Consider the following 26,616-nt stretch of genomic DNA (forward strand, 5'->3'; position numbering starts at 1 on the left):
GAGCAAAATTTAAAATTTAGAAAACTTTTTAATATAACCTTTTTATTCTGGCGACATCCATTACATGCAATTACATCTATTTTGTTATTTGCATTTATGGTTTGTTTGATGTGTTGAGTTTTTGGGTGAGAATCACAGATATGGGCCCTGAATAGATTTCGAGTGACGTAGGGTTAGAAATAAGTGATAAATTTTGGGAATATATAACTCCCAACCTCGTCATTGCGGGCTTGCCCCGCAATCCATTTGCTTTATAAAACTAAGTTAATACACAACCCCACGTACTCAACATAGCTCCTACACTCAGACTCAATCCAGCAGCCCCCCCCACCACCAAAACAGCCCACAAACGTGGGCTTGGGTTGATAACCTAATTACCAGATCAGGTTAGTCACATGAAATTATATTGCCGTCTTTATTGTAGCATTGCTGGCTTTGGCCGATTTGCCATACACAGTTGTAAGCCACATTGTCTTCCATACAGTGGGTGTATGTGCCATACATGCCATTGCCAGGGTTGAAAGACACTTTCCACTCGTAATATGACCAAGGCGTGGTCGCGCGATTATCTAACCAGCGGTAAAACACCGATGATGAAACTATGTCGTACAAGGCATGGGGCTTTTGGTTTTCTTTATAACTGCGCCAACCGTTTTTAAAGCCTGAGTGCGAGTTATCCATTTCTACTACGGCATCAGCGGCATCAAAATATGGATTATCAAAGTTACTGCGCTTATCCACTTTTGACAGCAAGCCTTGATAATCATCTACCCAAGTCGTGCCTTCGCATTTGTCTAGGAAGACCATACCTTTGTCATTGCCCTGACCGCACGAACCTTGTGGAGCACTGTCGCCAGTCCAAATGTAGTCGCCGTTTTTGCCGCCTTCAATTTTGGCATCATACCCCGTTGAAAGCGCGATGATCACATCGTTTCCTTTACCCCCTTCTTGATCAGAAAACTCACCGTTAGTCACAAGGATATCGTCGCCGTGATTACCCCATGCTTTGTGCCAGCGCTTATTGTTCGAATTGCCGTCGCCATCTTCAAATAACGCATCATCGCCGTCGCCACCATGCAAGCGGTCTTCACGGCCTTCGTTACCCGCAAGGTAATCGTCGCCATCATCACCATATAAGGTATCGCTGCCTCTGCCGCCGCTTAGCACATCATGGCCATTGCCGCCGTACAGCTTATCTGCACCATCTTTACTGTGGTCACAGTGCGGTGCATCGTAAATATCACCGCCATTGGCGTTTTCAAGCACACACCCGCCGCCGATGTAATCATTATCATTGCCGCCGTAAAGCCTATCTTCGCCTTGACCACCCATGATGAGGTCACCGCCGTTGTCACCTAAAATCGTATCGTTGTTGTACGAGCCCAATAATTTGTCATGGCCGCTACCGCCGCGGATAGAGTCATTACCATAACCGCCATCCACTTCATCATCGCCATTGTCACCTAAAATGGTGTCGTTGCCGCTGTTCCCAAAAATCTTATCGTTATTATTTCCACCGCGAATATAGTCGTTCTGACGACCAGTAGTGATGTGATCGTTACCATCGCCGCCATACACCTTTTGAATGACATTAACATCCTTGCCGTTGTAGGTGTCATTACCCCTGTTAAGCACGGCATAAACCTCGTCGATTTGGCTCAAATAAAAGTTATCGCAACTGCTACTGTTACCTACTATTCGAGTTACTTTTAAGTTGTCGCCAGACACGCTCAGTGTGAACTTTTCACTGCTGTTAGTGCCATGAATTTTTAGTGTATCGCCGTCAATGTAAGCGATTGCGCCGTCGCTTAAACCGCCGCAGCCTGCCACCGCATAATTTGACAAACCCAATGCCAAAGCTGCGCAGAGTGTACTTTTTTTAAACATCATTTTATTTCCTCAATATGATTGATATAGAGGCATTTTTAATCCTTTACCTGCCTACTCAAGAGGAAGCTAAAAAGCAAATAAGTAAGAAAAGTGAAGACAGTCGCTCCCAGCATTTATTGGCACAAACGGCATGTATTTTGGCGGTATTTGCTAGTACCAGTTTGCAAAACAGCTTTGCTTTTCGCAAATTGAGACTCATCACCTTAGTATCGTGAAATTTCGCATTTTGAGAAATAATTTAGCCTTTCTAGGTCTTTGCAATATGCAAAAAACGCTTTTACATTCGCCATCAAACTGAGGCTAGCATTTTCTTACTCACTGTTTTTTATACATATAAATTACAAAATGGCTATTTATAGCTAAATTGGAGCTATTCTTGCTTTGATGTTAGTAAATGTAACGACTAGATTGGATTTGCATGACAACATTAGAAGCAAGTAAAACCATTGCGCTACTTGAGAAAAAGCTGCAACGTGCGCTAGCAGGCAAAGCACACGCTGAAGATTTACTCGAGTCCAGAGCTCGCAGCTTATACAAAGCAAATGAAGAACTTTGCGAAGCACTTGAGGCGCTTAAAAAGCAAGAGGTGCAGCTTATCCAACAAGAGAAGATGGCCTCTCTAGGGCAGCTTTCTGCGGGTGTTGCACACGAGCTTAACACCCCTACTGGCTATGCCAAATCGAATATTGAGACGCTTAAAATGTATCTCATTACTTTGTTGGCGTATCAAGACGACCTTGAAAAAATGGCACCCAACGAGCAAGCAATGTTAGCGCTCAAATCCAGCTATGATGTGGCCATTATTCAGGATGACATCCCAGACTTGATGGATGAATCCTTGTGCGGCCTCAACAAAATTGCGTCAATTGTTACTGAGCTGCGTAACTACACGCATATCGACAACGAAGAGATGGTGCCGGAGGACCTTAACCTAGTCCTTGACCAAGCCATCAATTTAGCTCAGAGCAGCTTTAAACATCACGCGACCTTGAACACTCAACTAGGCAAATTACCCAAGCTTGTGTGTAGCGGTAACAAGCTGTGCCAAGTGTTTTTAAACTTATTGATCAATGCTGGTCAAGCAATTGAGAAGCTGGGCAAAATTGACATCATCAGCAGCTTTGATGAGCGTAATGTTTACGTCACTATTGCCGATGACGGCATGGGGATCTCCGCACAAAATCTACGTAATATATTCGACCCATTTTTTACCACCAAACCGGTCGGTAAAGGCACAGGGTTAGGCCTCTCGATTTCTTATAAAATCATTCAGCAACATAAAGGAAAAATCGCCGTTGAAAGCACAGAGGGTAAAGGCACGCGCTTTACCATTAGTCTGCCATTCAAACCGGAGCTTGCATAATGAAAGGCCATATTTTTATGTTACTTGAAGAGTTTGTCACTGAAGTCGCCAGTGAAGAAGTGTTATACGACGCTTTTGAAGATTGCTCATTTGATACCAACACCGCTTTTGTGCGAACAGAGAATTACCCTGACGAGCACCTTATTGAACTGGTTAATATCGTTATCAATAAGATAGGCATTACACTCGCACAAGCACATTTCAGTTTTGGTAAATGGCTTTACCCAAGACTATCGGGGTTACTGCCTAAGCACTTCACCGATTACACACACCCCGCGTATGTATTACAACAATTGGATGATTTACATCATATCGAACTTAAAAAGCTCTACCCAGATGCACTGCCGCCAAAATTTCAATACAACACGCTGTCCTTATTTGAAGCGCAGCTTATTTATACTTCGTCACGTAGAATGTTCGATCTGGTCGAAGGCGTATTGGCTGGTATGGCAGAATACTATGGCGTACAAATCACCGTCACCAAACAGCTAAATTGGCACGAAAACCCAAATAGTGCAAAGTATTTAATTACTTACGCTAACGGCGTTGAGTTGTAACGGTTAAATTTAAATAACGACTAGTCAGTTTACACACTCATATTCAGTAGTAAGGCTGGCTATAAACGGCCATTTAAAATTGAAATGTATAGGCCTGAATTAAATGTACTCACTGCTGATATGTGACAGCTGAGTGTATTAGCCAAACAACTTGGGATGTTTAATTCAAAATTAAGAAAATAAACAAATTATCATCAGGGGAAAGCCCTTTTAAAGCTATAAAATAGTCGTCTATCACTGTCTAAAACTAGGCGAATAAAGTGTGATACTTAATGATCAACTGGCAGTTAATTACATCTAAAGTACTGAGTTTTTTAACTGTTCTTTATGTTTGATCCTGCTGGCTTTTCGTAACAGCAAAAGCCGGTAAATTGGAAAGGCATTAAGTGCGAACATAAGAAACACGTAGTGAAAAATTCCGATAAAACGATATATTGGAATAAAGCTATTCACGTCTAAATACCCTCTTGAAACAAGCTCTACAAAATTGATGGTCATCGTTGGAATGATGACGTAGATACAATTTCTGGCAGTTGATGAGAACGGGCAGCCACGGAGGTGATGAAAAACATAAATGCATACAATGCTGGTAAAACTAAAACACATTTTCAAAAAATAAAAAAGCCGCCTTCTTAGTGTTTGATCCATATCGGCATCAAGAATTGCATCATTCACAGGCATATCTGTAAAATGCAAAATAGCGATTACAATAAATGTTAAGCTCCAAGATACAAAGCGTATATCAAAGTCACTATTTAGCTCATATGACTTATCATAGAGTTTTGAAAACCCAGTACGATTTAGTTCATATAGAAAGTACAACAAAGTGATGAACAAAGATATTTGAAACCCATAAAAAACAATCAAATTTATTAACACTGGGCCAGTTGAATACGTCAAACAGTTACTCTCTATATCTCTTTAGCTTTTATTAAATACAAAACGAGCCAGACAATTCGCTTTTTCGCAATATAATTACTTTATATTATATTGCATCTCACTTGAAGGTATGTTTGTTTATAACCTTATTCAAACACCCACCACTGAGTTACCTTATCCATGTAACTATACTTAACAATGAGCACCAAATGTGACAAAGTAACAAAATAGACGCAACAGTCAATAGAGGGTTAGTTATGTTAGATATAGGGAAAGTAACTGAAAAAACAGGTGTTAATGCCTCTGCACTGAGGTTTTATGAGTCAAAAGGCCTTATCAAACCTGCGGGTAGAAAAGGCTTAAGAAGGTATTACACAGATAATATTATCGAGCAACTATCCATTATTGCGCTTGGCCAAACTGCAGGGTTTACTTTGGATGAAATTGCCTCGTTTTTTAATGGCAAAAGCATCGAGATAGATAGAGATATGCTGCTCCAAAAGTCAAAAGATATAGCAATAAAAATCAAACAATTACAAGCAATTGAAGCGGAGCTCATTAAAGTAGCTAACTGTCCGAATTCAAACCACTTTGACTGTCACAATTTTAACAAATTACTAAATAATTCATTTAATACATCAAAGGTCTTTAACAAACCTTAAAGTTCTGATAACTTAAATAATGAACTATATATTCAACAAGGAATAATGCAGTGAAATTAAAAATAAATAAAAAAGCAATTAAATCACTTTCTACTGACAGCAAAGCTATCCCAGTAATGCAAACACCAAATATTGCAGGTGGTAATCACCCATTCCCACCAACAGCATTTGATAAAGGCTGTCGCTGGTTTACTCACATGCAAGTACATACATGTAACAACCCGTACTAATCAATTTTTTTGATTTAAAAGCTCAAACTAAAAATAGTTTGGGCTTTTTTATGGCATAAACAATAGCTTTCTAAGCCTTTTAATCACAAAATTATAAGATAATTATATAGCTTTTATCATTTCATCATATTTACCCTTCCTGTTATTTTTTTGAGTGAAATTAAACTCAAACTTAAAAGGAAGAAGCTATGAAGCTAGTCATTTCTAAAAAGCCACTCAAACGTTTGTTAAACGAACAAGCACTCAGTAATAAACTAACACCTCAAATAGGTGGCGGTTATCCACACTACCCTCCAACTAAGGTAGATGTTGGCTGTAGATGGCACACCAGGCAGTATGCTGAGACATGTCATAATCCAAAATAAACTTTGTTTTATAGTCATCTTGATGCAGCTTTAAACTAAAAATAATAGCTGCATTTTTTAAACCAGAATACATGGAGAGAATATAACTAACGATAATAAAAAGTCACATCCATGTGACTCTGCTTGCTTGGAAGGTATTATTCAAGGTCGTAACTTGAATACAGCAAGTTTAGTCAGAGAATATGCAAATAAAATGGAGGAAGAATTTTTAATTCTAAAATACAAGGAGATATGACCAGTATAAATACTGGCCATATAAGATTAATCTTATTACCTAGGTCGTTAAACGTTTAAGTTTTGCAATAAACGAAGTCGTACGCTTTTTTTGCATCAACCAATAACAACTCGGCACAAAGAAAAACGATAAAACGGTCGTTAACACGGTTCCACCCGCTATCGCAATGGCAAACGGTGGCCAGAAACTCCCTCCCGCTAAGATTAACGGTAAAAACCCGCCAACCGTTGTGATGGTGGTTGAAGTAATATGTCGAGCACACGTCATCACACCCGTTACAATTTCATCTACGCTGCTTGCTTCATTGGCCCTGAGCTCAGATAAAATCACAATAGCTGCATTAATCGCTAGCCCCATTAGACCGAGCAAGCCGATGATCACGGTAAATCCAAATGGGAAGCCCGCGATGTACACACTTAAAATTCCTAACATGGCGGATTGAAAGGCAGTGACGAGGATCAGTCCTGTTGTTGTAAAAGAATTAAAAGTCAGTACCAACACAGTGATCAGTACAACAAAAATCACCCCAACTTTACCCAGCAGACTGCCCACTGCTTGATCTCGCTGCTGAGATTCACCACCGATCTCTAAACGATAGCCAACAGGTAAAGTAAACTGCTCTTTTTCAAGTTGAAGTTGAAGATCTTTCAGTACCTTCGCGGGTAGTACATCCGCTTGTAAAAATGCTTCAACCACATTTAAACGCTCGCCATTACGACGGTGAATGGTACTTTGCTCAGGCACAATATGACTTGTTGCAAATGCCGACAATAATAAAGACTGGTTGCCCATTATCTCCACATTAGCAAGGCCATCCAGCCCATCGCGATATTGATTATCAAATCTTAAGTTAACTGGTACAGTTTCAGTATCCTCTAATACACTTGCGACCGTCACGCCTTGAGACTGAGCTTGCAATTGCGCAGCAACACGTTGAGCTTGCGCACCTGCGTGAATAAGTTGCGACTCTTGAGCCAATAACTCGACCTTTGCGGCACCCGACTGCAATGTCGTGCGCGTATGTGTCACTTCAGGGTGTGCAATAACGGTTTGCTTAACCCGCTGGCCTAATTCCGCCAAGTTATCGAGATCTGGGCCAAATATCCTAATTTCAATCGGTGCATTGAATGGCGGGCCTTGCTCTAGCTTCCTAACCAAGGTTTGCGCTTCAGGAAATGCGCGATCAAGTTCAACTTGTAAGGTTCGGATCAGTTCATTGGCACGCTCAAAGTCTGTCACTTTGACCATGGCCTGAGCGTAATTTCGCGCGCCTTTGTCTCTTTGCATCAAGTTGTAATAAAAAATTGGAATATTACGTCCGACCATCCAATCTAAACGCTCGATCCCCTCGTGCTTTAAAATATGCGCATCCATTCTTTTCACCAGAGCTTTGGTCGCATGTATGCTGGCATTGTCGGACAAGCGAACTTCAATATGGAACATATCTCTATCCGCTGGCGGGAAAAACTGCTCAGTCAATTTACCAGCAGAAATAAAACCAATCACAGGAAGCACCATAACACACAGGGCTGTTAACACGGGCCTATTCAAAGATCGGCTCAGCAACTGTTCAAAGATCTGACTAAGCCGTTTTAATCTGATCCCTTGTGTTAAAAAGCCTGAACTATTTTGCGCATCAACTTGTACATATTTACCTGCAAATACGGCAATCAAGGTATGTGAAATAAGATATGAACCTATCAGCGCGAAGATAACACTCAGTGCAATACCGCCCACAAATTCACCAGATGGACCTGGCATGAGAACAATTGGCATAAATGCCAAAATGGTGGTCAGTGTTGAGCTTAATAGTGGTAACCAAAAATGGTGCACCGCTTTTGACACCGCTTTAATCACAGCCAAACCTTGCTGGCGGTATCTCTGTATGGCATCTGTGATCACAATGGCGTTATCAACCATAATACCCAGCGCAACCACTAACCCAGTTACCGAGATCTGATGAATAGGCAGGCCATATATATTCATACAGGCCAAAGTAAACATCACGGTCAGAGGTAGCGCCATACCAACAATAATAGCGGCTCTGAGGCCCAGTGTGACAAATAGTACTGCCAAAATCAGCACAAAACCGAGCAAGATGTTATCTAATAAACTGCCTAACCTATCCTCTGTGTAACCTTTTTGGTCGAACAGGCTATGCAATTGAATATTGTTGGGCAATGTTTTACTAAATTCGTTTAACAACGCATCAATCTGATCAGAAAACTTATCAATGCGCACATCAGGGAGCATACGAATACCTAAGTACGCGCCCGGCAACCCATCCACCCAAGCAATTTCTTGCTGCGGTTCAACCAAGATACGCTCAACGGTAGCGATATCACTCAACTGTACTTGTCCATAGCGACTATCACTTTGAATAGGAATAGACGCAATGCGTGGAATGGACTTGAACTCGCCACTCAACTCAACCTGCATTTGAATTTGCGCATTGCTTATCATCCCCGCAGAGACTTTCGCATCCGCATTTTTTACCGCATGCGCTACTTGCTCGAATGATAAGCCAGCTAATTTTAATTTAGCCGGGTCAAGTGTGACTCTCACTTCCTCATTTGCCACACCAAATAAATGAACCACCTCAACACCGCTTTGATTTCGTAGTTGATTACGCAGCTCTTTGGTGTAGCGATTCACCGCGATTTGTTTGGCCTGCTGCAAAGATAAAGACTCGGTTTCATCCGGCTCTATGGTCAGTGCAACGATTTTGGTATAGGCATAGCCCCTATCGTCTTCGAGCAAAGGTGACGAGGCCTCTTCTGGCAATTCTATTTGCACATCAGCAAGCAAGTCTCGCATTCTCGACCACACCGGCGTGCTGTCTGTCACGGCATCCTCAAGTTCAATACTTAATACACTGATCCCCGCGCGTGACATTGCAATTAGGTTTTTAATCTCGGACTGTTGCTTTAACTTTTGCTCAATTTTTTCAGTGACTTGGGCCTCAACACGGGCAGCAGACGCGCCTGGTAAATACGTCGTGACAAAGGCAAATCGATTGATAATACGGGGATCTTCTGTTCGTGGTAAGCTGCTTAGTGCGGCGAAACCAGATACCAGCAACAACGCAATGAGTAACACCTGAAATCGAACGTTTTTGAGCAAAAATGCTATCATTGCTGCTCACCTCGAGTCGCAACCGACTGGACGATATCTACTTTTATATTTGCAGCAACTTTATGTGTACCGTTGGCTAAAATCTTAGTCCCATTTTCCAAGTCGCCATCTATAAACGCATATTGCCCATCGCTATGTAGCACCTCAACCGCTGTCGGTTGTAAATGCCCTTGCTCAATTTGATATATCTGCCAAGTACCACGCGTCCCGTTGGTTAGCGCACTCATTGGTACCCAATAGCCTAATTTTTCGCGCTTTTTCGCAATGATCATAGAAGCCATCTGACCGGAAAAAACAACGGCGTCGCTTGGTAAAGAAAAACGCAGTTGTACGGTTCTTGAAATTGGATCTAAATTGGTGCCGCCGGATCGCTTTTGCGCTTGATACACACTACCACCAATGGTAATAGGCATCATTGGCTGTATATTAGACAACAAATTTTGCGGCACGCCGATGCGCACTTCTGAATTGCTCTGCTCTAATACTCGCAACGCAATTTGACCGGGCCCCACAACCTCACCTATCGACACTTCACGCAAAGCAATCACACCATCAAAGGGCGCCTTGAGGTGCGCTTTATCTAACCTTACATCCATGCCTTTCAGCTTGACATTAAGTACCTGAATTTCGGCTTTTAATACCGCAATTTGAGAACGGTTTTGATCTAGTTGCTGCTGGGCGGAGTAGTTCGACTTACTTAGCTTTAGTAATCGTTCGCTGTCTTGCTGTGCCAGTGTGAGCTGGGCTTTGATCTTGTCTAGGTTGGCAAGTAACTCTAACTTTTCAATTTCAAGTAACTGGGTGTCTTGTTTAGCAAGTATCTGCCCTTTTTTGATAATATCGCCTTGATCTGTATACAAAGCCTCTAAAACACCACTAAATTCAAAGCCTATCTCAGCTTCTTGATGTTTAACGACTTGTCCTGTTACCTGACGAAATTGATGAAAGCCAGTTGCTTGCTGCAAACTATAGGCTGCGACAGGCAGCCCTTTTTTCTCAGCGCCTTGGTTATCTGCCCATGCCCAATGCGCATTCATCAACAGCATTAAGCCCAATAAAACTCTCATAATGGTTCCTTGCGAATTTCTATACTTTATATACTTGCTGAGCCAGCCTAGAGTTTAGTGCATTGTGTCATATGTTTGTAAACTCAAATATAAAGCGTTTAAAACACCTAGAGCGGACTATAAGGCCCGCTCATCCAATGTTGTCGTACAACAGAAATTAGAATAAATTATCTAAAGCCGTATTCATTGTACCCTTGTTTGATTTTTATACTAGGCATACTAAAAAAATTTCAACTTTATTTTCATATAAGTCTCTGTAAACCCACTCATTGTGTACTTTTCTTACCCATATTGCGAAGAACCCATCGCCACTTTATCAAAGGCAAAGTCGTTTTCAGCTCTCGCAAATGTATTCGTGTCGGATATGAAAAGTAACTACTTTGCTGAGATTGAACCTTCGCCTCCATTTGTTGGCACTTCAACAACTCTAATACTTGCGCGTATAAAGCCGGAAAGCTGTTACTCACTTGTCTATCTATCTCCAATAAACATGTCGCACCATTCACCTTTATCGCACTTTGAGCGATCACAGGCCCGGCATCAATCTCTTTATTTTCAACCCAATGTGCAGAAATACCATAATTTTCTTCGTTATAAAGATAGCTAAACATGATCGGGAACAAACCTCGGCATTTTGGCAAATATGCAGGGTGAAAATTAACCACACCTTGTGTTGCAGAATTAATGACCTCGTCATGTAAAATTTGGTCAAAATAGTAAATACTCAGCAAATCAATATGTTGGTTTTTAACAAGCTCAACCACACCAGCTGAGTTAATATCTTTCACCTTGATATACTTAATACCCAACTCATTACAGCGCTGTTCAATACTGGGCAACACATCCACACCAAAGCATTTCAACAACGGGCGTATCAGGGATAAAAATACCATTTTTACAAAAAGATACTCTGTGAATCCATACCCTCTAAAGCGCATATTTTTATACGCTTGCGCTAAAAATCCGCCATTTTTTTTAGAGTACGGATCACTGGTGATGACCAGTTTTATCTCATCCTTGTGCCTCTCTAACACCTGCAGAATGGCTGGTTGTGTTGCCATATTTTCAATATTGCACAGCGCTATACGCATTACACCATCTCCAACTCTTGACCATCGAAGTACTGATTCAAAGGTCCATACATGGCATGCTTGGCAGGTGGGTGAAAATTGAATGCATGTACTACCTGCGCAATCGTCGCAAAGTATCCATTGTTAATGTAGTTAATTCCCCCAACTAAACTCAGCGTACTTTGCGTTACATTCGCTAATACGTCCTGCAAGTGATAGCGCACACTTAATACTTGTGCCAACGTGTCTTGCGTTTGCTCATTCATGTCTGCAGCGATTGCTTTTAACGATAATGCACATGCTTCTAATTGAATATGAGCCTGTGCCTTATCTGTACCTTGCAATCTGCCAAGCTCACAAGCACGCTCAACTAAACCACACACCATGCCTAAATATGACGCGCAGGTGATGAGTTCAAACCACACAAAACCGGCAACATGTGACTGATAAGCAGACTTTTCATCTACATTCACTAACATTGAATGCGGCACAAACACGTTTTCTAAAACGACAGCTTCACTTTGGCTCGCTTGTAAAAAAGGTGCTTGCCAAAACTTTTCAACCGAGATCCCCTCGCATGCTTTGTGGATCATGGCAACGGCAAAGTAAGGCTCACCGTCTTTAGGTTCAACTTGCACACTGGCAGTCAATAAATCCATGCAGTGAGCTAAACTACACGGTTTTTTTACGCCTGAAATCACATAACCTTTGTCCACTTCTTTGGCGACAATTGAGCTTTTTAATATACTTTTACCTATTTGCCCTTCACTAAAAGCAGAAGACACCAGTAAGTTTGAACGAGAGATCCCTTCTAACATCAAAGACTCCAATCCATTACCCACTTTCGCCATTTCTTGCAAAGTCGCAATCGAAAACTGATGCATGCCAACAGCAATTGCTAACGATGGTGATGCGCCACCAATGGCCATTTGCAATTGCACGGCTTGCCAAGCATCCAGACCTTTTCCACCATACTTTTGCTTCACCAAAGTAGGTGCACCACCTGTGTCTCTGAATATATTGATGGCTTGGCTTTTCTCATCTTCTAGCGCTTCAAAGGGAGTTTCGGCCAAATAATTTGCCAATTCTGGCAACGTATCGCGCAGCAAATGCTGCGCGTTTTGGAATGTACTCATGCAACGGCCTCTTGCTGGCTGGCGAATAACTCGCTCAACATTTGCTCAACATTTTGCTTGATAGCAGATTCCGCAATTGGCTCTAAAATATCCGCAAGCGTCGGGATCCCCATGCAAAAACGCGCATCAAATGTTACTGTGCATTGACCTTCTGAAAGGGCTTCAATAGACCAGAACCCTTCAAAGATATCTGCATCCCCTTCTATTTGCGTAAATTCAATCTTTAAGTCACTTTTGTTGAAAATATCGCGTTCGCGCCACGACATTTTTCCATCGTGAAAATGCACCAACCAAGTTGACTCAGACTCAGTCTCGTTAATCTCAGTCACATCAACAGAGATCACCGCCTGACAATGACTTTCAAATGATTTGAAGTCAGCAATTTTCTCAAATGCTTCTACCGCCGATGCATTAACTGTTTGGGTATATCTTACGTCTCTCATGGTATTTCCTTAAATCTTGTCAATTGCGTTTTCAAACGCGGTATATAGCTGTGTTAACTGCTCGTCAGTTAAAAAAGCACACGGGGTTAAGCGCACCGTAGACGCATTACTTAATGAGTGGCTCGTCAGGATGTTGTGATGTAAAAGTGACAAAGTGAGCTGGCCTGCACGAGCAGGACTACCAACATCAATCCCGATCAAAAGCCCCTCACCGCGCACAATGATTTGCTGCGAATCACTGTGGTTGTGTGCCGCCGCAATGCTTTTTAATTTGGTTACAATGTTTTGACCTATCTTGGATGCTCGTTCTGCAATTTGATCTTTAAGCAACACATCAATCGTCGCTTCGGCCGCAGCCAACGCAATCGGAGAGCCGCCAAAGGTACTTGAATGCAGCATAAAATCTTTGTTTAACGGTGCAAAAGCAGCTTCTGTAGCAACCACAGCTGCGCACGGCACGACGCCACCACTGAGGCCTTTGCCAACCAGCATGACATCCGGCACTATGTTGTGTTTATCAATAGCCCACATACTGCCAGTGCGAGCGAGCCCAGACTGGATTTCATCACAGATAAATAGACCTTTTGATTGATCACATAACTGCTTGGCAGTATGCAAAAATTCATAACTCAGGGCATAAACACCGCCTTCACCTTGAACAGGCTCAGCAATAAAAGCAACAGGCTCTTTGTGTTTAGCAAACGCCGCTTTTAGTGCCGCAACATTGTCTCGCTCGACAAACTCAACATTGTCAAACAATGGCGCAAATGGCGTGCGAAATTCATCGCGGTGTGTTACCGACAAAGCACCTAGTGACTTTCCATGATAACTGCCCGTTACGGCAATAATATGTTTACACCCATTCGCTCTGGCGAGCTTCAGTCCCAGCTCTGTGGATTCCGCACCAGAGTTAGTGAAAAAGGCATATTGGATAGGCTCAGGACAAATATCTACCAGTTTTTTACTGGCTGAAGCCAAATTTGGGCTCACAAGCGTGCGTGAACTCATTGGCATAACATCTATTTGCGATTTGACCGCCGCCACGACTTGAGGATGTTTGTGTCCCAAAATAAAGACCCCAAACCCACCAAAGTCTAAATAAGTTTTGCCATTTTCATCGATAATTTCAGCACAATGAGCACTTTGCTCTATGGGCAAGCTCATCATGCTAGATAAACGTGCTTTTGAGCGGTTACTGTGCGCCTTAAGTAGTTCGAGTGTTTCCTCTCTCACGTCACTGCGCTCCCGAAAGCTCAGTGATCAAAGGGTGTTGATGATCATATGCAACCAAGTTTTTAGCCAGTGTATGGCGTACATCATAGTTGTAACACTCGCCTGCAACCTCAGCTAGATGCGGTACATCAGATTGAAAACCTTCTGACATATCAAGATATTTTAAATAAATGGAGGTTTCTTCAAACATACGTTTGAAGCGTTTTGGCAGTGCCGGCATAAATACGGGTTTAACCAACCTCTCAAAGGTGGTTGGGCTCATTAGCTTAGGCGCTTTGAAACGCACATCATAACGTGATGTGATATCATCATCCTCACCTAGTGTAAGCAAGTCGCCTAATGTTTTAGCCAAGGTGCCCGCAGTTAACCAAAACTCACCCGATAACTTTTTATCCACTATCGTCAAAATACATTTAGCAACAATATCGCGGGGGATCACATCAACCAATGTGTTCGCATCTCCAGGGACTATCGGGATAACTTCCTTGGTGGCAAGTTTAAGCATGTTATGTAGCCCTTGCTTTTTAGGCATCAAACCCTGTGCGCTGTCGCCAATGATCACAGATGGACGAACAACCGTGATGTTGTCACTGAGGCAAGCTTCTGCTTCGCGTTTGCTTTGCTCATAATTATTAAAATCATGACCATTTCGACCTTTTACAAAAGCAGTGCTTATATGGATAAGCGGTACGTTTAACTGCTCAGACAGCTGGATGGCGTGTTTAAGACCCGCCACATTTATCCCAGCTAACACATCTGGATCGGCGGTAAAGTCTGTTAGTGCCGCGCTGTGCACGATACAATCTATACCTTCAAGTTGAGCTATTTGCTCATCATTTAAGCCAAAATTGGCTTTACGGATATCACCCTGAATTTGCTGACTTACCCCTTGAGGCAATTCATTAAAAGATCGTTGATTTACTAGAATAACAATCTCATCATTTGGTGATAAAAGCTCTATCATTGAGAGCCCCACGACCCCAGTCGCGCCAGTCAATAAAAATCTACGAGACATAATTACTCCTTAATCATTTTGTGTGTAAAAAGCACGCTATATACTGCAAAGTCCCCTTTACAGGTAATAATGATAATGATTTTCAATTTCAGATCAAACAAATATTTTACTAAATTTTAACTTGCGAGATTCGTTTATATCTATCACTGCAAATAAAACAGCGCGTTGCGGTGATGTAAGAGAGATTTAACAGGGAAATGTGCACAAAATATTGATGAAAAGTTTTTGTTGATGAGGATTTACAAAGTGGACCCCATGCTAAGCATCTGATCCACTTGTGATTGTGAGCTTTTACACTAAGGCATTACTTATTAACAATTAAAGTGTAATCACCTGCACCTGAATATGAATACACGACTATGCGATAATATCCATTTGCAGCATTATACGAAATTGACTCAACTGATGTAGGCGTTTCTGAAATGGATACTTGTGTCCATCCCCCACCTTGCCAGCGCTCAAGTTTCAAGTCAAAATCAGCATTGCTTGGGCCTGTTAAATCAAGGGATATAGTGCCACCAGCATATTGAAACCAACTACCATTAGGTTGAATTTGCTGTGCTTTATTGCTAAGCGTCCCGCGATAAGTTTCACCTTTAGGCGGCTCAACAACAGACGATTCAACGGTAAACGAAATGGTTTTAGCTGGATCTGAGATACCAGAAATAGAGAGCCCTGAATCAGAGCCATTCCACCAAAGTGAATTAGTCCCTTTTGAAGATAAACTGTTTGGATATAATTTACTAAACTCCCCATTTGCTATAAATAGGTCGGTACCGTCACCTCTATTGCGCTTATTCTCAGGGTCACGATTGCCATCAGCATGTTCCATTTGGATATAAGGGTACCACTCATTAGAGTTGCTTCCTCTCGAATCGACATGCCATATCGCTAATCCCTGACCGGGCTGTTCAGAGTTTTGACCTGATTGGTGGATAGCTTCGATATAAAATGCCTCGTTACGATTACTTGGATTGGTCCATTTATAGGATGTATGCGCACCTGAGGTATGCGTAAGCACCCCTTTTGGCGCATACTGATCGACCGCAGGGTTTAACTCAGTCACTGTATCCCATCCAGCTATTGCTCTGAAATGTGCAACAGGCGGGGTCGGTTTAAATTTATTCGTTGTGCCAATGGCACCAAATCCCATAACACCATAACTAGCAACAGAGCCATGCGAGCTGCCATCATAATCGTATAGATCAGGCCAATTAGTGATCAAGTGCCCTGACTCATGCACAAATGTACCTATTGATAAACTGGCACGCATATCCGTAATTTGGTATCGGTCAGTACACACGCCATCGGCACAAAATCTTGGACTCAACCTAGCCATATGCGGCCAAAGCCCTTTTGACCACGAGCTATCTGAATTACCCGCGTAAAAAATATTGAGGCCGCGGATCTGATTACTGCTATTGGTAGACAAGGTTGAAAAATCAAACCCCTGTTGATATTCAAGCCAATCTAGCGCTTCTTTAATCAACTCTTGAGAGCGTACAGTCGAACTTAAACTTGAGTCTGCATAATAGGCTTTATTTTTTTTCGCAGTGTAATATGCAGTAACTGTATTAGTGTAATCTAACTTGTTGTCAGATACCTCAAGAAAGTAACCTCGAACAGATTGGGCATTGCCAAATTCGGTGTAGTTTTGATCATTCAAAAAGCGTTCAACCTGAGATTTCGTGATGCTTCCGCGCTCATCAGGAAAATCAATAATAATGGTTAACCCTTTGATCTGACCAGTTACTTGAGTTTCAACGTTGGCACTTTGTGTACTCAATAAAAGCGGGCTTTCAATCGCGGGTAATAACTCACCTTGCTTTTGAATAACCAAATTTTGAATGGCTTGTGTAGATAAGCCAGCCTGTGTGGTGATGTCAAAGTGTGCAACCTGTTCACCAATATGTCCTTTATCAGATACAAGAATACCGAGTGACTCAATATCAGTGCCTGCTTTATTTACTAACGCATACGACAAACCACCTAAGCTTTTATCGTAAACAACTAACCTACCATCATGTGCTCTTTGCTCTGCATAGTAGGTGTTGCCATGTAGAGTAATGGATACAACCTCTCCATTTGGTTGAGTATATTGATATGTCTCATTGTGGTATGGAATCGCGGCGTAAGATAAGGTGGGAGCGATTAAAGATGACAATATCGCTACGTGTTTAATTAACTTCATTATAGTTTCCTTTACATATTTTCCGAAATAGGAAACTAAATTATTAATCAAAATTTAACCAATGACAATTTATATTAACGATTGAAATAGTGATTTTTTGCAATTATTCTAGTCGTGCAAAGTCTTTCCAGCTTAACTCGAGTGCCATTGGGCTCTTGTACTGACTTGATATCTGGTGTTTTTTCAAGTTGATTTAGAAGTGTGCCGTGCAATCTGTCGTTTTGAAATAAACTCGAATAATAAGCTAAAGACGTCCCTAGTTCACTCTTAAGCAATAGTGGGATTGTATCAATTAACGTTGAGACTTTCTTTTCAGATAAAGGAGTATCATAATTCAGGTGCTCATTGAGATAAGTTTGCCACATGAAAAAAAACTTAAACATATCTTGCCCGCTCTGCTTCACTTCTAACGCAACAGATGCGCGGTAGCGTTCAAAGCTCGGCCAGTCGCCTAAAAATATTTGGGTATTTAACAAGTTAAGCCCGGTACCAGCCGCATAACCCGATTGCCCGACTTCTGAATGATAACGAAATGCTCGAATATACATAAGTTGAGCATGACGATATTTCTTTTGATCAAAATAAATATTGCCCAAGTTATTTTTTATGTTGGCAACAATTTCCCTATCTTCAGCGAGCATCAGGGATTCATTCAAAATATTTTGCGCTTTTTCTGGCTGCCCACTGTATCGATACACCACAGCCATGTTATTCGCCACTCTGGCAAACTCTTTTGGATCAGCAGCATAAGATATAGCACACTCGTTTAAGATCTCTGCATAGGCATAATCGTGAATTCGCCTGTGATAAATGGCGACAGCGGTTGCAATATCAAGTTCAGCCCCCTCAACCGTCTCTTTCCACTGGTCACTTTCAAGCACAGTCACAATATGCTGGACAATATCAGCATCTTCCACTCGGACTCCCGCCTCTAAGCCAACAAGGTATAATTCGAGTAGTCCTCGGCTTGGCTTTTTAGGCAACCTTGATTTTACAGTACTAAAAACTTGTGCGGCGTGCTGCGGATTCTTGCTATTGAGTTCTTTTAATTGATTGAGGGTCATGAACATTTCGCTCGGCGACATCACAACAACCACAGATAACCAAAATGCTATAAACATAATGCCAGTATTTTATTTCAGTCCCGTCTAAGCATGGTATAGAACATAACGAAATCCAAGTTAAGTTAAAAATTTACCCAGTTATGCAGCGCTTCTCTGAATGCCAGTCAAGATCCAATAAGTTAGATATTCAAACCAGCAGAACCAGGTTGTAAAAACAATTATTTAACAAATCAAAACTAAAAAACAAACTACACTTGTATGGAAAAAATAAAAACATCTAGAAATCATAGCTTTAATAAAATGCAAAATTTACCTATTGAAGGGAAAAATACAATAGCTCTTCAGCCTTAATATATACTCGCCTGTAATTATTGGCTTTTTAATGACCATATGAATAAACGCATAAAAGTGCAAAATTTATAAACAAAATATACAAAATTAACACAAATACGATTTTTAACGCCAAAACAGTTTACATTTTAAATACATCCATGTAGGATGAAGTTGTTCCTTTGGAGACACCACTTAATTAAGTGGCTCCTAGAACTCCCGAGAAGTAGAGCTTACTGATAAGGATGTTGGTTTATTGGGTATTTCCTTGGCAAAGTTTATTGCTATTGGAGATTGGGCAGGCGTTTGGCCTGCCTTTTTTTTGTCTTTTTTATAGGTAAGATGCCCGAAAGTTCACGCTTGTACGTATCACTTGGTATAATAAATTGGTACTTACACCTATGGAAAATATAATGTTACGTCAACCGTTATCTGTCCTTGTCGTTATTTACAATCAAAGTAAGCAATTTTTAATTTTACAAAGAAAAGATGACCCTGATTTTTGGCAGTCTGTAACAGGCGGTATAGACAGAGGGGAAGAGCCGCTCACAACAGCATATCGAGAATTAAAAGAAGAAACCGGCATAGACGCGCATGCTTTGGGCATCAAAATTAAGCAACATAACACGATTAATCAGTATGAGATCAGGCCTCAATGGCGACACCGCTATGAAAGTAACGCCAAAATAAACTCAGAACATGTGTTTAGTGTTTGCGTCCCGAATGATGTACAAGTCACCTTGTGTGATGAAGAGCACACTGACTATATTTGGCTAAACCAACAAAGCGCAGCCAACAAGGTATGGTCGGCGAGTAACAAAAAAGAAATCCTTGCTATCAAAAATGCTTTATCAGCCTAATCATCATTAAATAGGCTTAAATAGTAGAGTTTGCCACCTTGTATGCACACGACCTTGCGCATCCGCCTCTTGATCGGTGGTGAGCTCTAACTCGAGATCTGCACTGTGCGCCATGATAGATAATGTGTCGATGTCTATATTCGTCAACCCACGCTCTTTCAGATGCGCACTGTCATTACAGTGCCTTAGTTTCACTATCAATAACCCTTGAGGTTTAAGCAACTGTCGAATTGTTAAAAGTGCTTGAACACAAGCGCTATCATCTAAATAGTTAAAAACTGAGCTGACCAAAATCACATCAAATGCTTCAAATTTCTTTTTTACCTCGTATAGGCATGGCAACTCATCTCTAAGCCATACAATGGGTAAATCTCTCGTGTAAGCTTGACCTAACCTATTGATTGAACTGACGGGTTCTACTGCAACAACTTCGGCGCCTTGGCTCTGTTCGACTATGAATTTTGCATCCCTGCCCGCACCAGCGCCAATATCCAGAAATTGTAACTTTTGCTGGTTAAGATAAGGCGTTAGATGAGTTAACCAATTTGCATGCAATGATTCGAAACTGTCTGACTGATAGAGTTTGGCTAACTTAAGTGCATTCTGCTCGTAGTACTGCGCGGTCAATGTCGATACCTCAAAATAATGTTCTACTGTAGTATCTAGGATAGGTAATTTTTATAACAAAATAATGACAAAAAAGCGCGTACACTTGTTATTTTCTGCAGAAAAATAAGTATAACTACATCAGCCTAAACAGTTAAATTTAACTCTTACCGACATCGTGTTATGGTATAGATAAGACTATTAATAAGGAATGTAACTTTATGGATCCAGTCACGACAATACTGAACTTTTTGTTCACCATCGAAGCAGTACTGCTGATTTTTGTCATTTTTATCTTAAAAGGTTCAATTAAATTTGTACCGCAAAATCGCGCTTGGATAATTGAGCGTTTTGGTAAATATCAATCAACCAAAGAAGCCGGTTTAAATTTTATTATCCCTTTTATCGATCAAGTTGCTGCCGATAGAAGCTTGAAAGAGCAAGCGACCGATGTACCTTCTCAATCAGCGATCACCCGCGACAACATCTCACTCGTAGTGGATGGGGTACTTTACTTCAGAGTGCTTGATCCATATAAAGCAACGTACGGCGTTGATGATTATGTTTTTGCGGTGACGCAATTAGCACAAACAACCATGCGTAGTGAGCTAGGTAAAATGGAACTGGATAAAACGTTTGAAGAACGTGACATGCTCAATACCAATATTGTAACAGCCATCAATGCGGCCTCAGAACCCTGGGGTATTCAAGTCCTTCGTTATGAAATCAAAGATATTGTGCCGCCAAATTCAGTGATGGAAGCCATGGAAGCGCAAATGAAAGCAGAGCGTGTTAAGCGCGCGCAGATTTTAGAGTCTGAAGGCGACCGTCAAGCCGAAATCAATGTTGCTGAGGGTAAAAAACAAGCACAAGTATTAGCCGCAGAAGCTGAAAAAGCCGAGCAAATTCTCAAAGCAGAAGGTGAAGCCAAAGCCATCATTGCCGTCGCAGAAGCACAAGCCGATGCACTTAAAAAAGTCGGTGAGGCAGCCAATACTGAAGAAGGCCAAAAAGCGATTCAACTCGACTTAGCCACCAAAGCAATCTCTGCGAAAGAAGCCATCGCAAAAGAGTCTTCAGTTGTACTGCTCCCTGACAACGGCACTGACGCAAGCTCTCTTGTAGCGCAGGGAATGTCTATAATTAACACATTAAATAGCAAGAAAAATGGGTAAGTTATGACGTTTATAACCGACAATCTGCCCCAAGCACTGATAATATTTGGCCTAGTTGCACTTTGCATTGAAGTCATTGTATTGGGGTTTGCAACCTTTGTGCTGTTTTTCTTAGGTTTGTCCCTCATCACCAGTGGCGTATTCATGTACTTTGGCCTCGTTGAGCCCAGTTTATTAAACGCCGCATGGATCAATGGTGTGCTGACAGCCTTGCTTGCTGGTGTGTTATGGAAACCACTCAAAGCAATGCAGTCACAACAAGATAGCAAAAAAGTAGACAGTGATTTTGCAGATATTAGTTTTACGCTAGAGCAAGACCTGAATAATGAAAGCCCAGTCTTTTATCAATACTCAGGCATTCAATGGCAATTAAAAAGTAAAACGGAAATCGAAAAAGGCGTACAAGTAAAAGTCGTCGAAAAATCTGTAGGTGTTCTTTGGGTCGCACCTGCTGAATGATACGACTCTACTGAATAACGCTAAACACATCGCCCACTCATTGTGGGCGTTCTATTTAACAGTAAAGCGTTCAATCGCCAGTAGCGCATTGTCTTTAAACTCTGGGTTATCTAAATCCGTAAACACATGATGCTCTAGCCACAACAAGACGCCGACCATTAATTATCTCAAGCACTTATTCTTTATAAATTATTTTCACAGTTCTATTTAGACATGATTTAATATATTGCTAACTCGCTTTGGGTAAACTCATAATCCCAGATAAATCACACTCAATATAAAAATCACAGCCAAAAACGAGAATAAGCTCATATGCAAGATCTAATGTCATAACCGTTTTGCCACTCTCAAAATTGCTGATAGTCGCCTGATCAACACCCAAAATATTACCTAACTGCCTTTGCGTTAATTTTTTACTTTTTCTCAATCGGCGAATTGACTTTTGCATGTTGTTTTTAAACTGTGAAACACGCATTTGCCTAACAGGTCTATTGTGTACAAAGCTTTTATTCGTTTTGGTGTTAGATTCAATAACATATTCAAGGGTCATGATGATTTCCTTTCAAACCTTATAAAATAATGAATAAACATAATTTAACAGAACCCGTGTTCCAGAATCTGGACAACTTACTCGTAAGTACCACACCCAACACTTGTTGATAAAACAAATACATAAAGTTAATATGTATTTAATTATTAAAGTGGCGTTTAAGTTATGGATGAAATTGACCCGTTTAAATTCGGGGAAAAGCTGAGGCACTTTGTAAGGAAAGAACTCATTGCAAAACAAGGCTCTGTTTCAAAAGGCTGTAAAAAAGCGGGCGTGTCACGCAGTACAATGAATAACTACCTTAATGGGACGTCTGAGTTTCCTCAAAGCGTGTTAACTAAATTACACAATGGGTGTAAGATAGATGTGTACGGTTTTTTGGCCTCCATGGCTGGAGTTGCTGGAAAATACAATAACGCTTGTATCGAAAAAAAACCCGAACTAGAGGCCTCTGATGAAAAACATGAAAATAAAACACAAACACCTGATCAATAATAAAAGTCAGCTAAAACAGGTTTGTGCTGGAAGAAACCCAGGTATAGGCTCTGGGCCTAGACAGCAAAGCGTACCCATTGACTACCCGTCAGTAACGATTATTCCAGATGATTTCCAAGGGGGTTGAGTGAAACCATTTACCAAGTTATTGCTTATCTTTATCGTGGTTGCTTTTGCAATTTACAATATGAAATCGCCAACTTATGAAGCAATCATATTTATAGCCTGTTTGGCTTTTGCTTTTTTCAAAACGACCCATTTGCCAAAAATGAGTGTATTCATTCTGTATATTTTAATATTTACGCTAATGGAGCTTATAGCAGCTAGCCTGCTGGATAACTTTGTTTACGGGCAGTATACAGGCTTTACGGAAAACATCTGGTATTTGTCCACTTCAATCTTATTCGATATATGCCTCTGTTTATACTGTAGAAATTCTGCTATTTATTTTTCAAGAGAAGAGCCAAAGCTATTTGATATGGCAAACAGCTTATTTTATGTGTTTATGCTTTACCTCTTTGTAGACTTATACGCATTAGGTGAAAACTTCATACGTAATTTAGATAGGCTGGGCTTTCCTGAAGAGCAAGTAAAGCACCTTTGGGATATTACACATATGTATTACAACATAGGAGTGTACAAATCTATTTTAATTGGCTTGGCTGGTATCTGTTTGTTCGCCAGTGTATATGCTCACCGCTCAGAAGGAGCACCCTCGGTTGAAAAGAATGAAGCTAACTAAAACACGATTAGCTCTTATTTTATTTCTTAGTCGATGATTATTTTAATAGAGAATGGCATCACATTAAGTTTACCGAATAATCCACTTCAAAGGCGCAGCTTTTGCGCCTTCATAAAAGACTAACTATGCAAGACGCCAAAATAAAGCTAAAAAACAGCTAATTAATGACAAAAAGCTACTTACACAGATCTGTGCAGGTACATACCTCGGCAAAGGCTCTAGCCCTAAACAGCAGCGCATTGGCAAATACTCCCAGCCAAATAATCACCAGCACATCGCCCGCTTATTGTGGGCGTTTTTATTTAATAGCAAAGCGCTCTATCGCCAGTAGCGTATTGTCTTGAAACTGTGGGTTATCTAAATCTGCAAACATATGATGCTGAGCACTGAGCGCGCCGGTTAGTCCTTTTTTACTGGCGTAAAACCGGCCTGACTCTAAATTCTCATCAAATAAGGCCGTCAAGTACCGCGCAGCGCCTGTCTCAACTCGGTGTACTTTGCCAAGCCACAACATGACTTGCATCATGCCTTTCATTGCATACTGTTTAAAAAACGGGAGTGTGTTAAACCCTTCAGTGCCTTTGGTCGCACCTGGGCTCATGGTTACAAACCTAACATGAGGATGGCGCCTCGCTATTGCCGACATCCACAGCGCGCCCATGTATTTGATTGGGCCATAATGGGCTGTGGCATCTTGGTTTTTTGCAAATGCAGAGCCATCACAGATACGCATAAACTCTTCAACAGATGAAGTGCTTAAGTTAGGTCTGGGCATGCCCATTTCGGGGACTCCTCTCGCAGCCTCAGAGCCTGCATAAACGGCGACTTGTGTCAGCTTGCCACACTTTAAAAGTTTTTCTGTTAGTACGCTATGACCGAGTAAATTCACCGCGAAGATCTCTGTCACGCCAGCACTATTAATTGCTGAAAAACGCTTACCCCCTGTGCCACCAGCGTTCATGATAAGCGCATCTACACTTTGCGGTAAATCGTGTACAGCACGCTCAACAGAAGCGATATCACTAACGTCTATTTCGAGCAACTCAAAGATATTCCGCCCTGTGATTTGCTCAAGTTCTTGTTGCGCAGCAGCAGCTTTGTGTTTATTTCGACAGCCTAAATAAACCACTTCGACCTCTGGGCGTGCTGCAAGCTGTAAAGCCGCTTCTTTACCTAAGCCTGCGTTTGCACCTGTAATTAAAACACGCTTAATCATAATAAACCCTTTTCATTTAAGAACGTCAAAATTCAATGTGGCTAGATTAAATGAAGTGCGAAAAGCACTTTTGATATTTTTTGCTGTATTTAAAATTCAGGCATAAAAAAAGCCTGATAAATCAGGCTTTGGGTTTTATTGGAATATTCAAGTAAATCTTGTTGTTTGGATCTGCATCATTGAAATTTGCTGGCAGTAATTCAAAGTCGGGCTTATCGGCATACTCATACTTACTTTTAGGCAACCAACTGCCCCAAATATAACGCAAGGTTTCTTCCAATTTTGCAATCGGCCCTATGTGAGTGAAGCGCGCGTAGGTTTGTGCTGCAAGCTCTCGGGTTATCAATCCCTCAGGGACATCATCAAAGTTTTCAACTTGTGCTGAGCAAATATAAACAAACCGAGTTACCTCTTCCGACTCTTCATAATTTTCATAAATACCAAAAAAGTCACTGCCAACACGATTAGGGATTTTATCCCGATAGGGTCTAAACCCTGACCATAGCTTAGGTAGGCTTAAGTCTCCATCATCATATTGAGTGGCAATACCGACAATTTTCATCGCAGCTTGCTCGATTATCTCAGGCTCCATACTTAAGTTGTTTTGTAAAAAAGCGAGGTCATCTTGGCTTACCGGCTTTTTATACAACAATCTAAACGGCTCATTTATTTTGCGATACTGCGCTGGCGTCATATTAAATAAGGCCTTAAACGCACGGGTAAATGCCTCTTGTGATTCAAACTGGCACTCTATTGCCAAGTCTAAAATACCGACATCGTCTGTGAGTAATCGTTTTGCAGCAAGCGTTAAACGCCTTTTACGTAAATACTCTTTTGGTGTATCTCCAACCAAAGCTTTAAACACCCTACTGTAATGGTAAGTTGAATAATGAGCGGACGTCGCTATTTCATGCACACTGATCTTGTCATATAGATGTGCTTCTATGTACTCAATACTTTTAAAAAATCGGTCCATCTCATACCTCGTTAATAATAATTACGCTTGTGCCGTATTTGCTTTGAGCACATGTGACTCAGCATACGCTTTAAGACCTTTGAGTAGTTTGCCAAACGCCACCGGAAATACCAGCCTTAACAACGGATAAAATGGATAAGCAAATAATTTAAGCTCAGGGGAAGCAACCCAAATTACTTCTGCTTGGTTCGGACCAAGTGCACGCACAGTCATGGATACATGGTTTTGCTTAATTGGCACAACTTTAGGGTTGTTTACGGGCAACACATCAAATGCCAATTGCTTATTTTGCTCATTAAAGTCGGTGATAACTTCTTTCACTTTCGCGCCATTAGGATCGGCGTTTAAATCACATATACGCCCTTCCATCGGTGCACCTGTTTTACTATTGCCACGACCCATTGCCACAGAGTTAGGAATAGGTCCCATCCATAAGTGGGCTTTATCAAACTCATGGGCAATCAAATGCCAAACTTGCTCTGCGGATTTATTAATGATGATTTTTTTAGTTACTTTCATAAGTGCACCTGTGTGTTGCGTTGATAGGTGTACTTTAAAAAATACCGACTGTGTTTTTTTGATATTTCTTGCTGTATCGACTCGCTAAAATAGCAAAAACAAAAAACCTACCCGCTATGCAACAGGTAGGCTTATGTAAAATTGCATTAAATC

At 41.2% G+C, this 26,616-nt stretch carries 25 protein-coding genes; 10 read left to right on the forward strand and 15 right to left on the reverse strand.

Annotated elements, in window-relative coordinates; all coding sequences use genetic code 11:
* Positions 1 to 387 precede the first annotated feature (387 nt).
* On the reverse strand, positions 388 to 1,890 hold the full coding sequence (locus AC2CZC_RS25100; protein WP_484585090.1) for a calcium-binding protein: 1,503 nt from the start codon (positions 1,888 to 1,890) through the stop codon (positions 388 to 390).
* Positions 1,891 to 2,308: 418 nt separating this feature from the next.
* Here AC2CZC_RS25100 and AC2CZC_RS25105 point away from each other — a divergent pair, with 418 nt between their 5' ends.
* The 5 genes from AC2CZC_RS25105 to AC2CZC_RS25125 all read left to right on the forward strand — a co-directional run bounded on the left by AC2CZC_RS25105 (position 2,309) and on the right by AC2CZC_RS25125 (position 5,946).
* Complete coding sequence (locus AC2CZC_RS25105; protein ID WP_063360454.1) at positions 2,309 to 3,253, forward strand: sensor histidine kinase; 945 nt, start codon at positions 2,309 to 2,311, stop codon at positions 3,251 to 3,253.
* The gene (locus AC2CZC_RS25110; protein ID WP_484585091.1) at positions 3,253 to 3,810 is read left to right on the forward strand and encodes a heme NO-binding domain-containing protein; all 558 of its coding nucleotides are present in this window, start codon (positions 3,253 to 3,255) and stop codon (positions 3,808 to 3,810) included. The genes AC2CZC_RS25105 and AC2CZC_RS25110 overlap by 1 nt, the downstream gene beginning before the upstream one ends.
* Before the next feature lie 1,136 nt (positions 3,811 to 4,946).
* On the forward strand, positions 4,947 to 5,351 hold the full coding sequence (locus AC2CZC_RS25115; protein WP_484585092.1) for a MerR family transcriptional regulator: 405 nt from the start codon (positions 4,947 to 4,949) through the stop codon (positions 5,349 to 5,351).
* A gap of 50 nt (positions 5,352 to 5,401) precedes the next feature.
* Entirely contained in the window at positions 5,402 to 5,581 is a 180-nt protein-coding gene (locus tag AC2CZC_RS25120; protein ID WP_063360458.1) for a hypothetical protein, read from the forward strand.
* 188 nt (positions 5,582 to 5,769) lie between these two features.
* On the forward strand, positions 5,770 to 5,946 hold the full coding sequence (locus tag AC2CZC_RS25125; protein WP_155731808.1) for a hypothetical protein: 177 nt from the start codon (positions 5,770 to 5,772) through the stop codon (positions 5,944 to 5,946).
* Positions 5,947 to 6,220: 274 nt separating this feature from the next.
* Here AC2CZC_RS25125 and AC2CZC_RS25130 read toward each other — a convergent pair whose 3' ends face one another.
* From AC2CZC_RS25130 to AC2CZC_RS25170, 9 genes are all read right to left on the reverse strand, one after another.
* Positions 6,221 to 9,316, reverse strand: coding sequence for an efflux RND transporter permease subunit (locus AC2CZC_RS25130; protein ID WP_211035437.1), 3,096 nt, complete (start codon positions 9,314 to 9,316; stop codon positions 6,221 to 6,223).
* A complete protein-coding gene (locus AC2CZC_RS25135; protein WP_484585093.1) occupies positions 9,313 to 10,383 on the reverse strand; it encodes an efflux RND transporter periplasmic adaptor subunit in 1,071 nt (356 codons plus the stop codon). The genes AC2CZC_RS25130 and AC2CZC_RS25135 overlap by 4 nt, the downstream gene beginning before the upstream one ends.
* A gap of 266 nt (positions 10,384 to 10,649) precedes the next feature.
* The gene (locus tag AC2CZC_RS25140; protein WP_484585094.1) at positions 10,650 to 11,474 is read right to left on the reverse strand and encodes a formyltransferase family protein; all 825 of its coding nucleotides are present in this window, start codon (positions 11,472 to 11,474) and stop codon (positions 10,650 to 10,652) included.
* Positions 11,474 to 12,589 (reverse strand): hypothetical protein, encoded by a 1,116-nt coding sequence (locus tag AC2CZC_RS25145; RefSeq protein WP_484585095.1) that lies wholly within the window; start codon positions 12,587 to 12,589, stop codon positions 11,474 to 11,476. The genes AC2CZC_RS25140 and AC2CZC_RS25145 overlap by 1 nt, the downstream gene beginning before the upstream one ends.
* Entirely contained in the window at positions 12,586 to 13,032 is a 447-nt protein-coding gene (locus AC2CZC_RS25150) for a type II toxin-antitoxin system RatA family toxin (protein WP_484585096.1), read from the reverse strand. Before AC2CZC_RS25150 ends, AC2CZC_RS25145 begins: the two co-directional genes overlap by 4 nt.
* A 9-nt stretch (positions 13,033 to 13,041) precedes the next feature.
* A complete protein-coding gene (locus AC2CZC_RS25155; RefSeq protein WP_484585097.1) occupies positions 13,042 to 14,265 on the reverse strand; it encodes an aspartate aminotransferase family protein in 1,224 nt (407 codons plus the stop codon).
* A 1-nt stretch (position 14,266) separates the two neighbouring features.
* Entirely contained in the window at positions 14,267 to 15,280 is a 1,014-nt protein-coding gene (locus tag AC2CZC_RS25160; RefSeq protein WP_484585098.1) for an SDR family oxidoreductase, read from the reverse strand.
* 304 nt (positions 15,281 to 15,584) lie between these two features.
* On the reverse strand, positions 15,585 to 17,471 hold the full coding sequence (locus AC2CZC_RS25165; protein WP_484585099.1) for a M6 family metalloprotease domain-containing protein: 1,887 nt from the start codon (positions 17,469 to 17,471) through the stop codon (positions 15,585 to 15,587).
* A 74-nt stretch (positions 17,472 to 17,545) separates the two neighbouring features.
* Positions 17,546 to 18,592 (reverse strand): tetratricopeptide repeat protein, encoded by a 1,047-nt coding sequence (locus AC2CZC_RS25170; protein ID WP_484585100.1) that lies wholly within the window; start codon positions 18,590 to 18,592, stop codon positions 17,546 to 17,548.
* 686 nt (positions 18,593 to 19,278) lie between these two features.
* Here AC2CZC_RS25170 and nudB point away from each other — a divergent pair.
* On the forward strand, positions 19,279 to 19,725 hold the full coding sequence (gene nudB, locus AC2CZC_RS25175; RefSeq protein ID WP_484585101.1) for a dihydroneopterin triphosphate diphosphatase: 447 nt from the start codon (positions 19,279 to 19,281) through the stop codon (positions 19,723 to 19,725).
* Positions 19,726 to 19,731: 6 nt separating this feature from the next.
* Here nudB and AC2CZC_RS25180 read toward each other — a convergent pair whose 3' ends face one another.
* Positions 19,732 to 20,352, reverse strand: coding sequence for a class I SAM-dependent methyltransferase (locus tag AC2CZC_RS25180; protein ID WP_484585102.1), 621 nt, complete (start codon positions 20,350 to 20,352; stop codon positions 19,732 to 19,734).
* A gap of 200 nt (positions 20,353 to 20,552) precedes the next feature.
* On the opposite strand from AC2CZC_RS25180, the gene AC2CZC_RS25185 reads away from it, so the two are divergent.
* Together AC2CZC_RS25185 and AC2CZC_RS25190 are read left to right on the forward strand one after the other, a co-directional pair.
* Positions 20,553 to 21,506 carry an SPFH domain-containing protein gene (locus tag AC2CZC_RS25185; RefSeq protein ID WP_063360469.1) on the forward strand — a complete coding sequence of 318 codons (954 nt, stop codon included), beginning with the start codon at positions 20,553 to 20,555 and terminating at the stop codon, positions 21,504 to 21,506.
* A gap of 3 nt (positions 21,507 to 21,509) precedes the next feature.
* Positions 21,510 to 21,965 (forward strand): NfeD family protein, encoded by a 456-nt coding sequence (locus AC2CZC_RS25190; RefSeq protein WP_484585103.1) that lies wholly within the window; start codon positions 21,510 to 21,512, stop codon positions 21,963 to 21,965.
* 229 nt (positions 21,966 to 22,194) lie between these two features.
* Here AC2CZC_RS25190 and AC2CZC_RS25195 read toward each other — a convergent pair whose 3' ends face one another.
* Positions 22,195 to 22,515 (reverse strand): helix-turn-helix transcriptional regulator, encoded by a 321-nt coding sequence (locus AC2CZC_RS25195; protein ID WP_247686792.1) that lies wholly within the window; start codon positions 22,513 to 22,515, stop codon positions 22,195 to 22,197.
* Between the two features lie 165 nt (positions 22,516 to 22,680).
* On the opposite strand from AC2CZC_RS25195, the gene AC2CZC_RS25200 reads away from it, so the two are divergent.
* Positions 22,681 to 23,010 (forward strand): helix-turn-helix domain-containing protein, encoded by a 330-nt coding sequence (locus AC2CZC_RS25200; protein WP_211035408.1) that lies wholly within the window; start codon positions 22,681 to 22,683, stop codon positions 23,008 to 23,010.
* Between the two features lie 127 nt (positions 23,011 to 23,137).
* Positions 23,138 to 23,752, forward strand: a complete 615-nt coding sequence (locus AC2CZC_RS25205; RefSeq protein WP_211035406.1) for a hypothetical protein — start codon at positions 23,138 to 23,140, stop codon at positions 23,750 to 23,752.
* A 298-nt stretch (positions 23,753 to 24,050) separates the two neighbouring features.
* Here AC2CZC_RS25205 and AC2CZC_RS25210 read toward each other — a convergent pair whose 3' ends face one another.
* The 3 genes from AC2CZC_RS25210 to AC2CZC_RS25220 form a co-directional block, all read right to left on the reverse strand.
* A complete protein-coding gene (locus AC2CZC_RS25210) occupies positions 24,051 to 24,968 on the reverse strand; it encodes an SDR family NAD(P)-dependent oxidoreductase (RefSeq protein ID WP_484585104.1) in 918 nt (305 codons plus the stop codon).
* Positions 24,969 to 25,089: 121 nt separating this feature from the next.
* A complete protein-coding gene (locus tag AC2CZC_RS25215; protein ID WP_484585105.1) occupies positions 25,090 to 25,944 on the reverse strand; it encodes an AraC family transcriptional regulator in 855 nt (284 codons plus the stop codon).
* A gap of 21 nt (positions 25,945 to 25,965) precedes the next feature.
* Positions 25,966 to 26,463 carry an SRPBCC family protein gene (locus AC2CZC_RS25220; protein ID WP_484585106.1) on the reverse strand — a complete coding sequence of 166 codons (498 nt, stop codon included), beginning with the start codon at positions 26,461 to 26,463 and terminating at the stop codon, positions 25,966 to 25,968.
* Positions 26,464 to 26,616 lie beyond the last annotated feature (153 nt).

It is taken from the genome of Pseudoalteromonas sp. MMG033, from assembly GCF_057197785.1.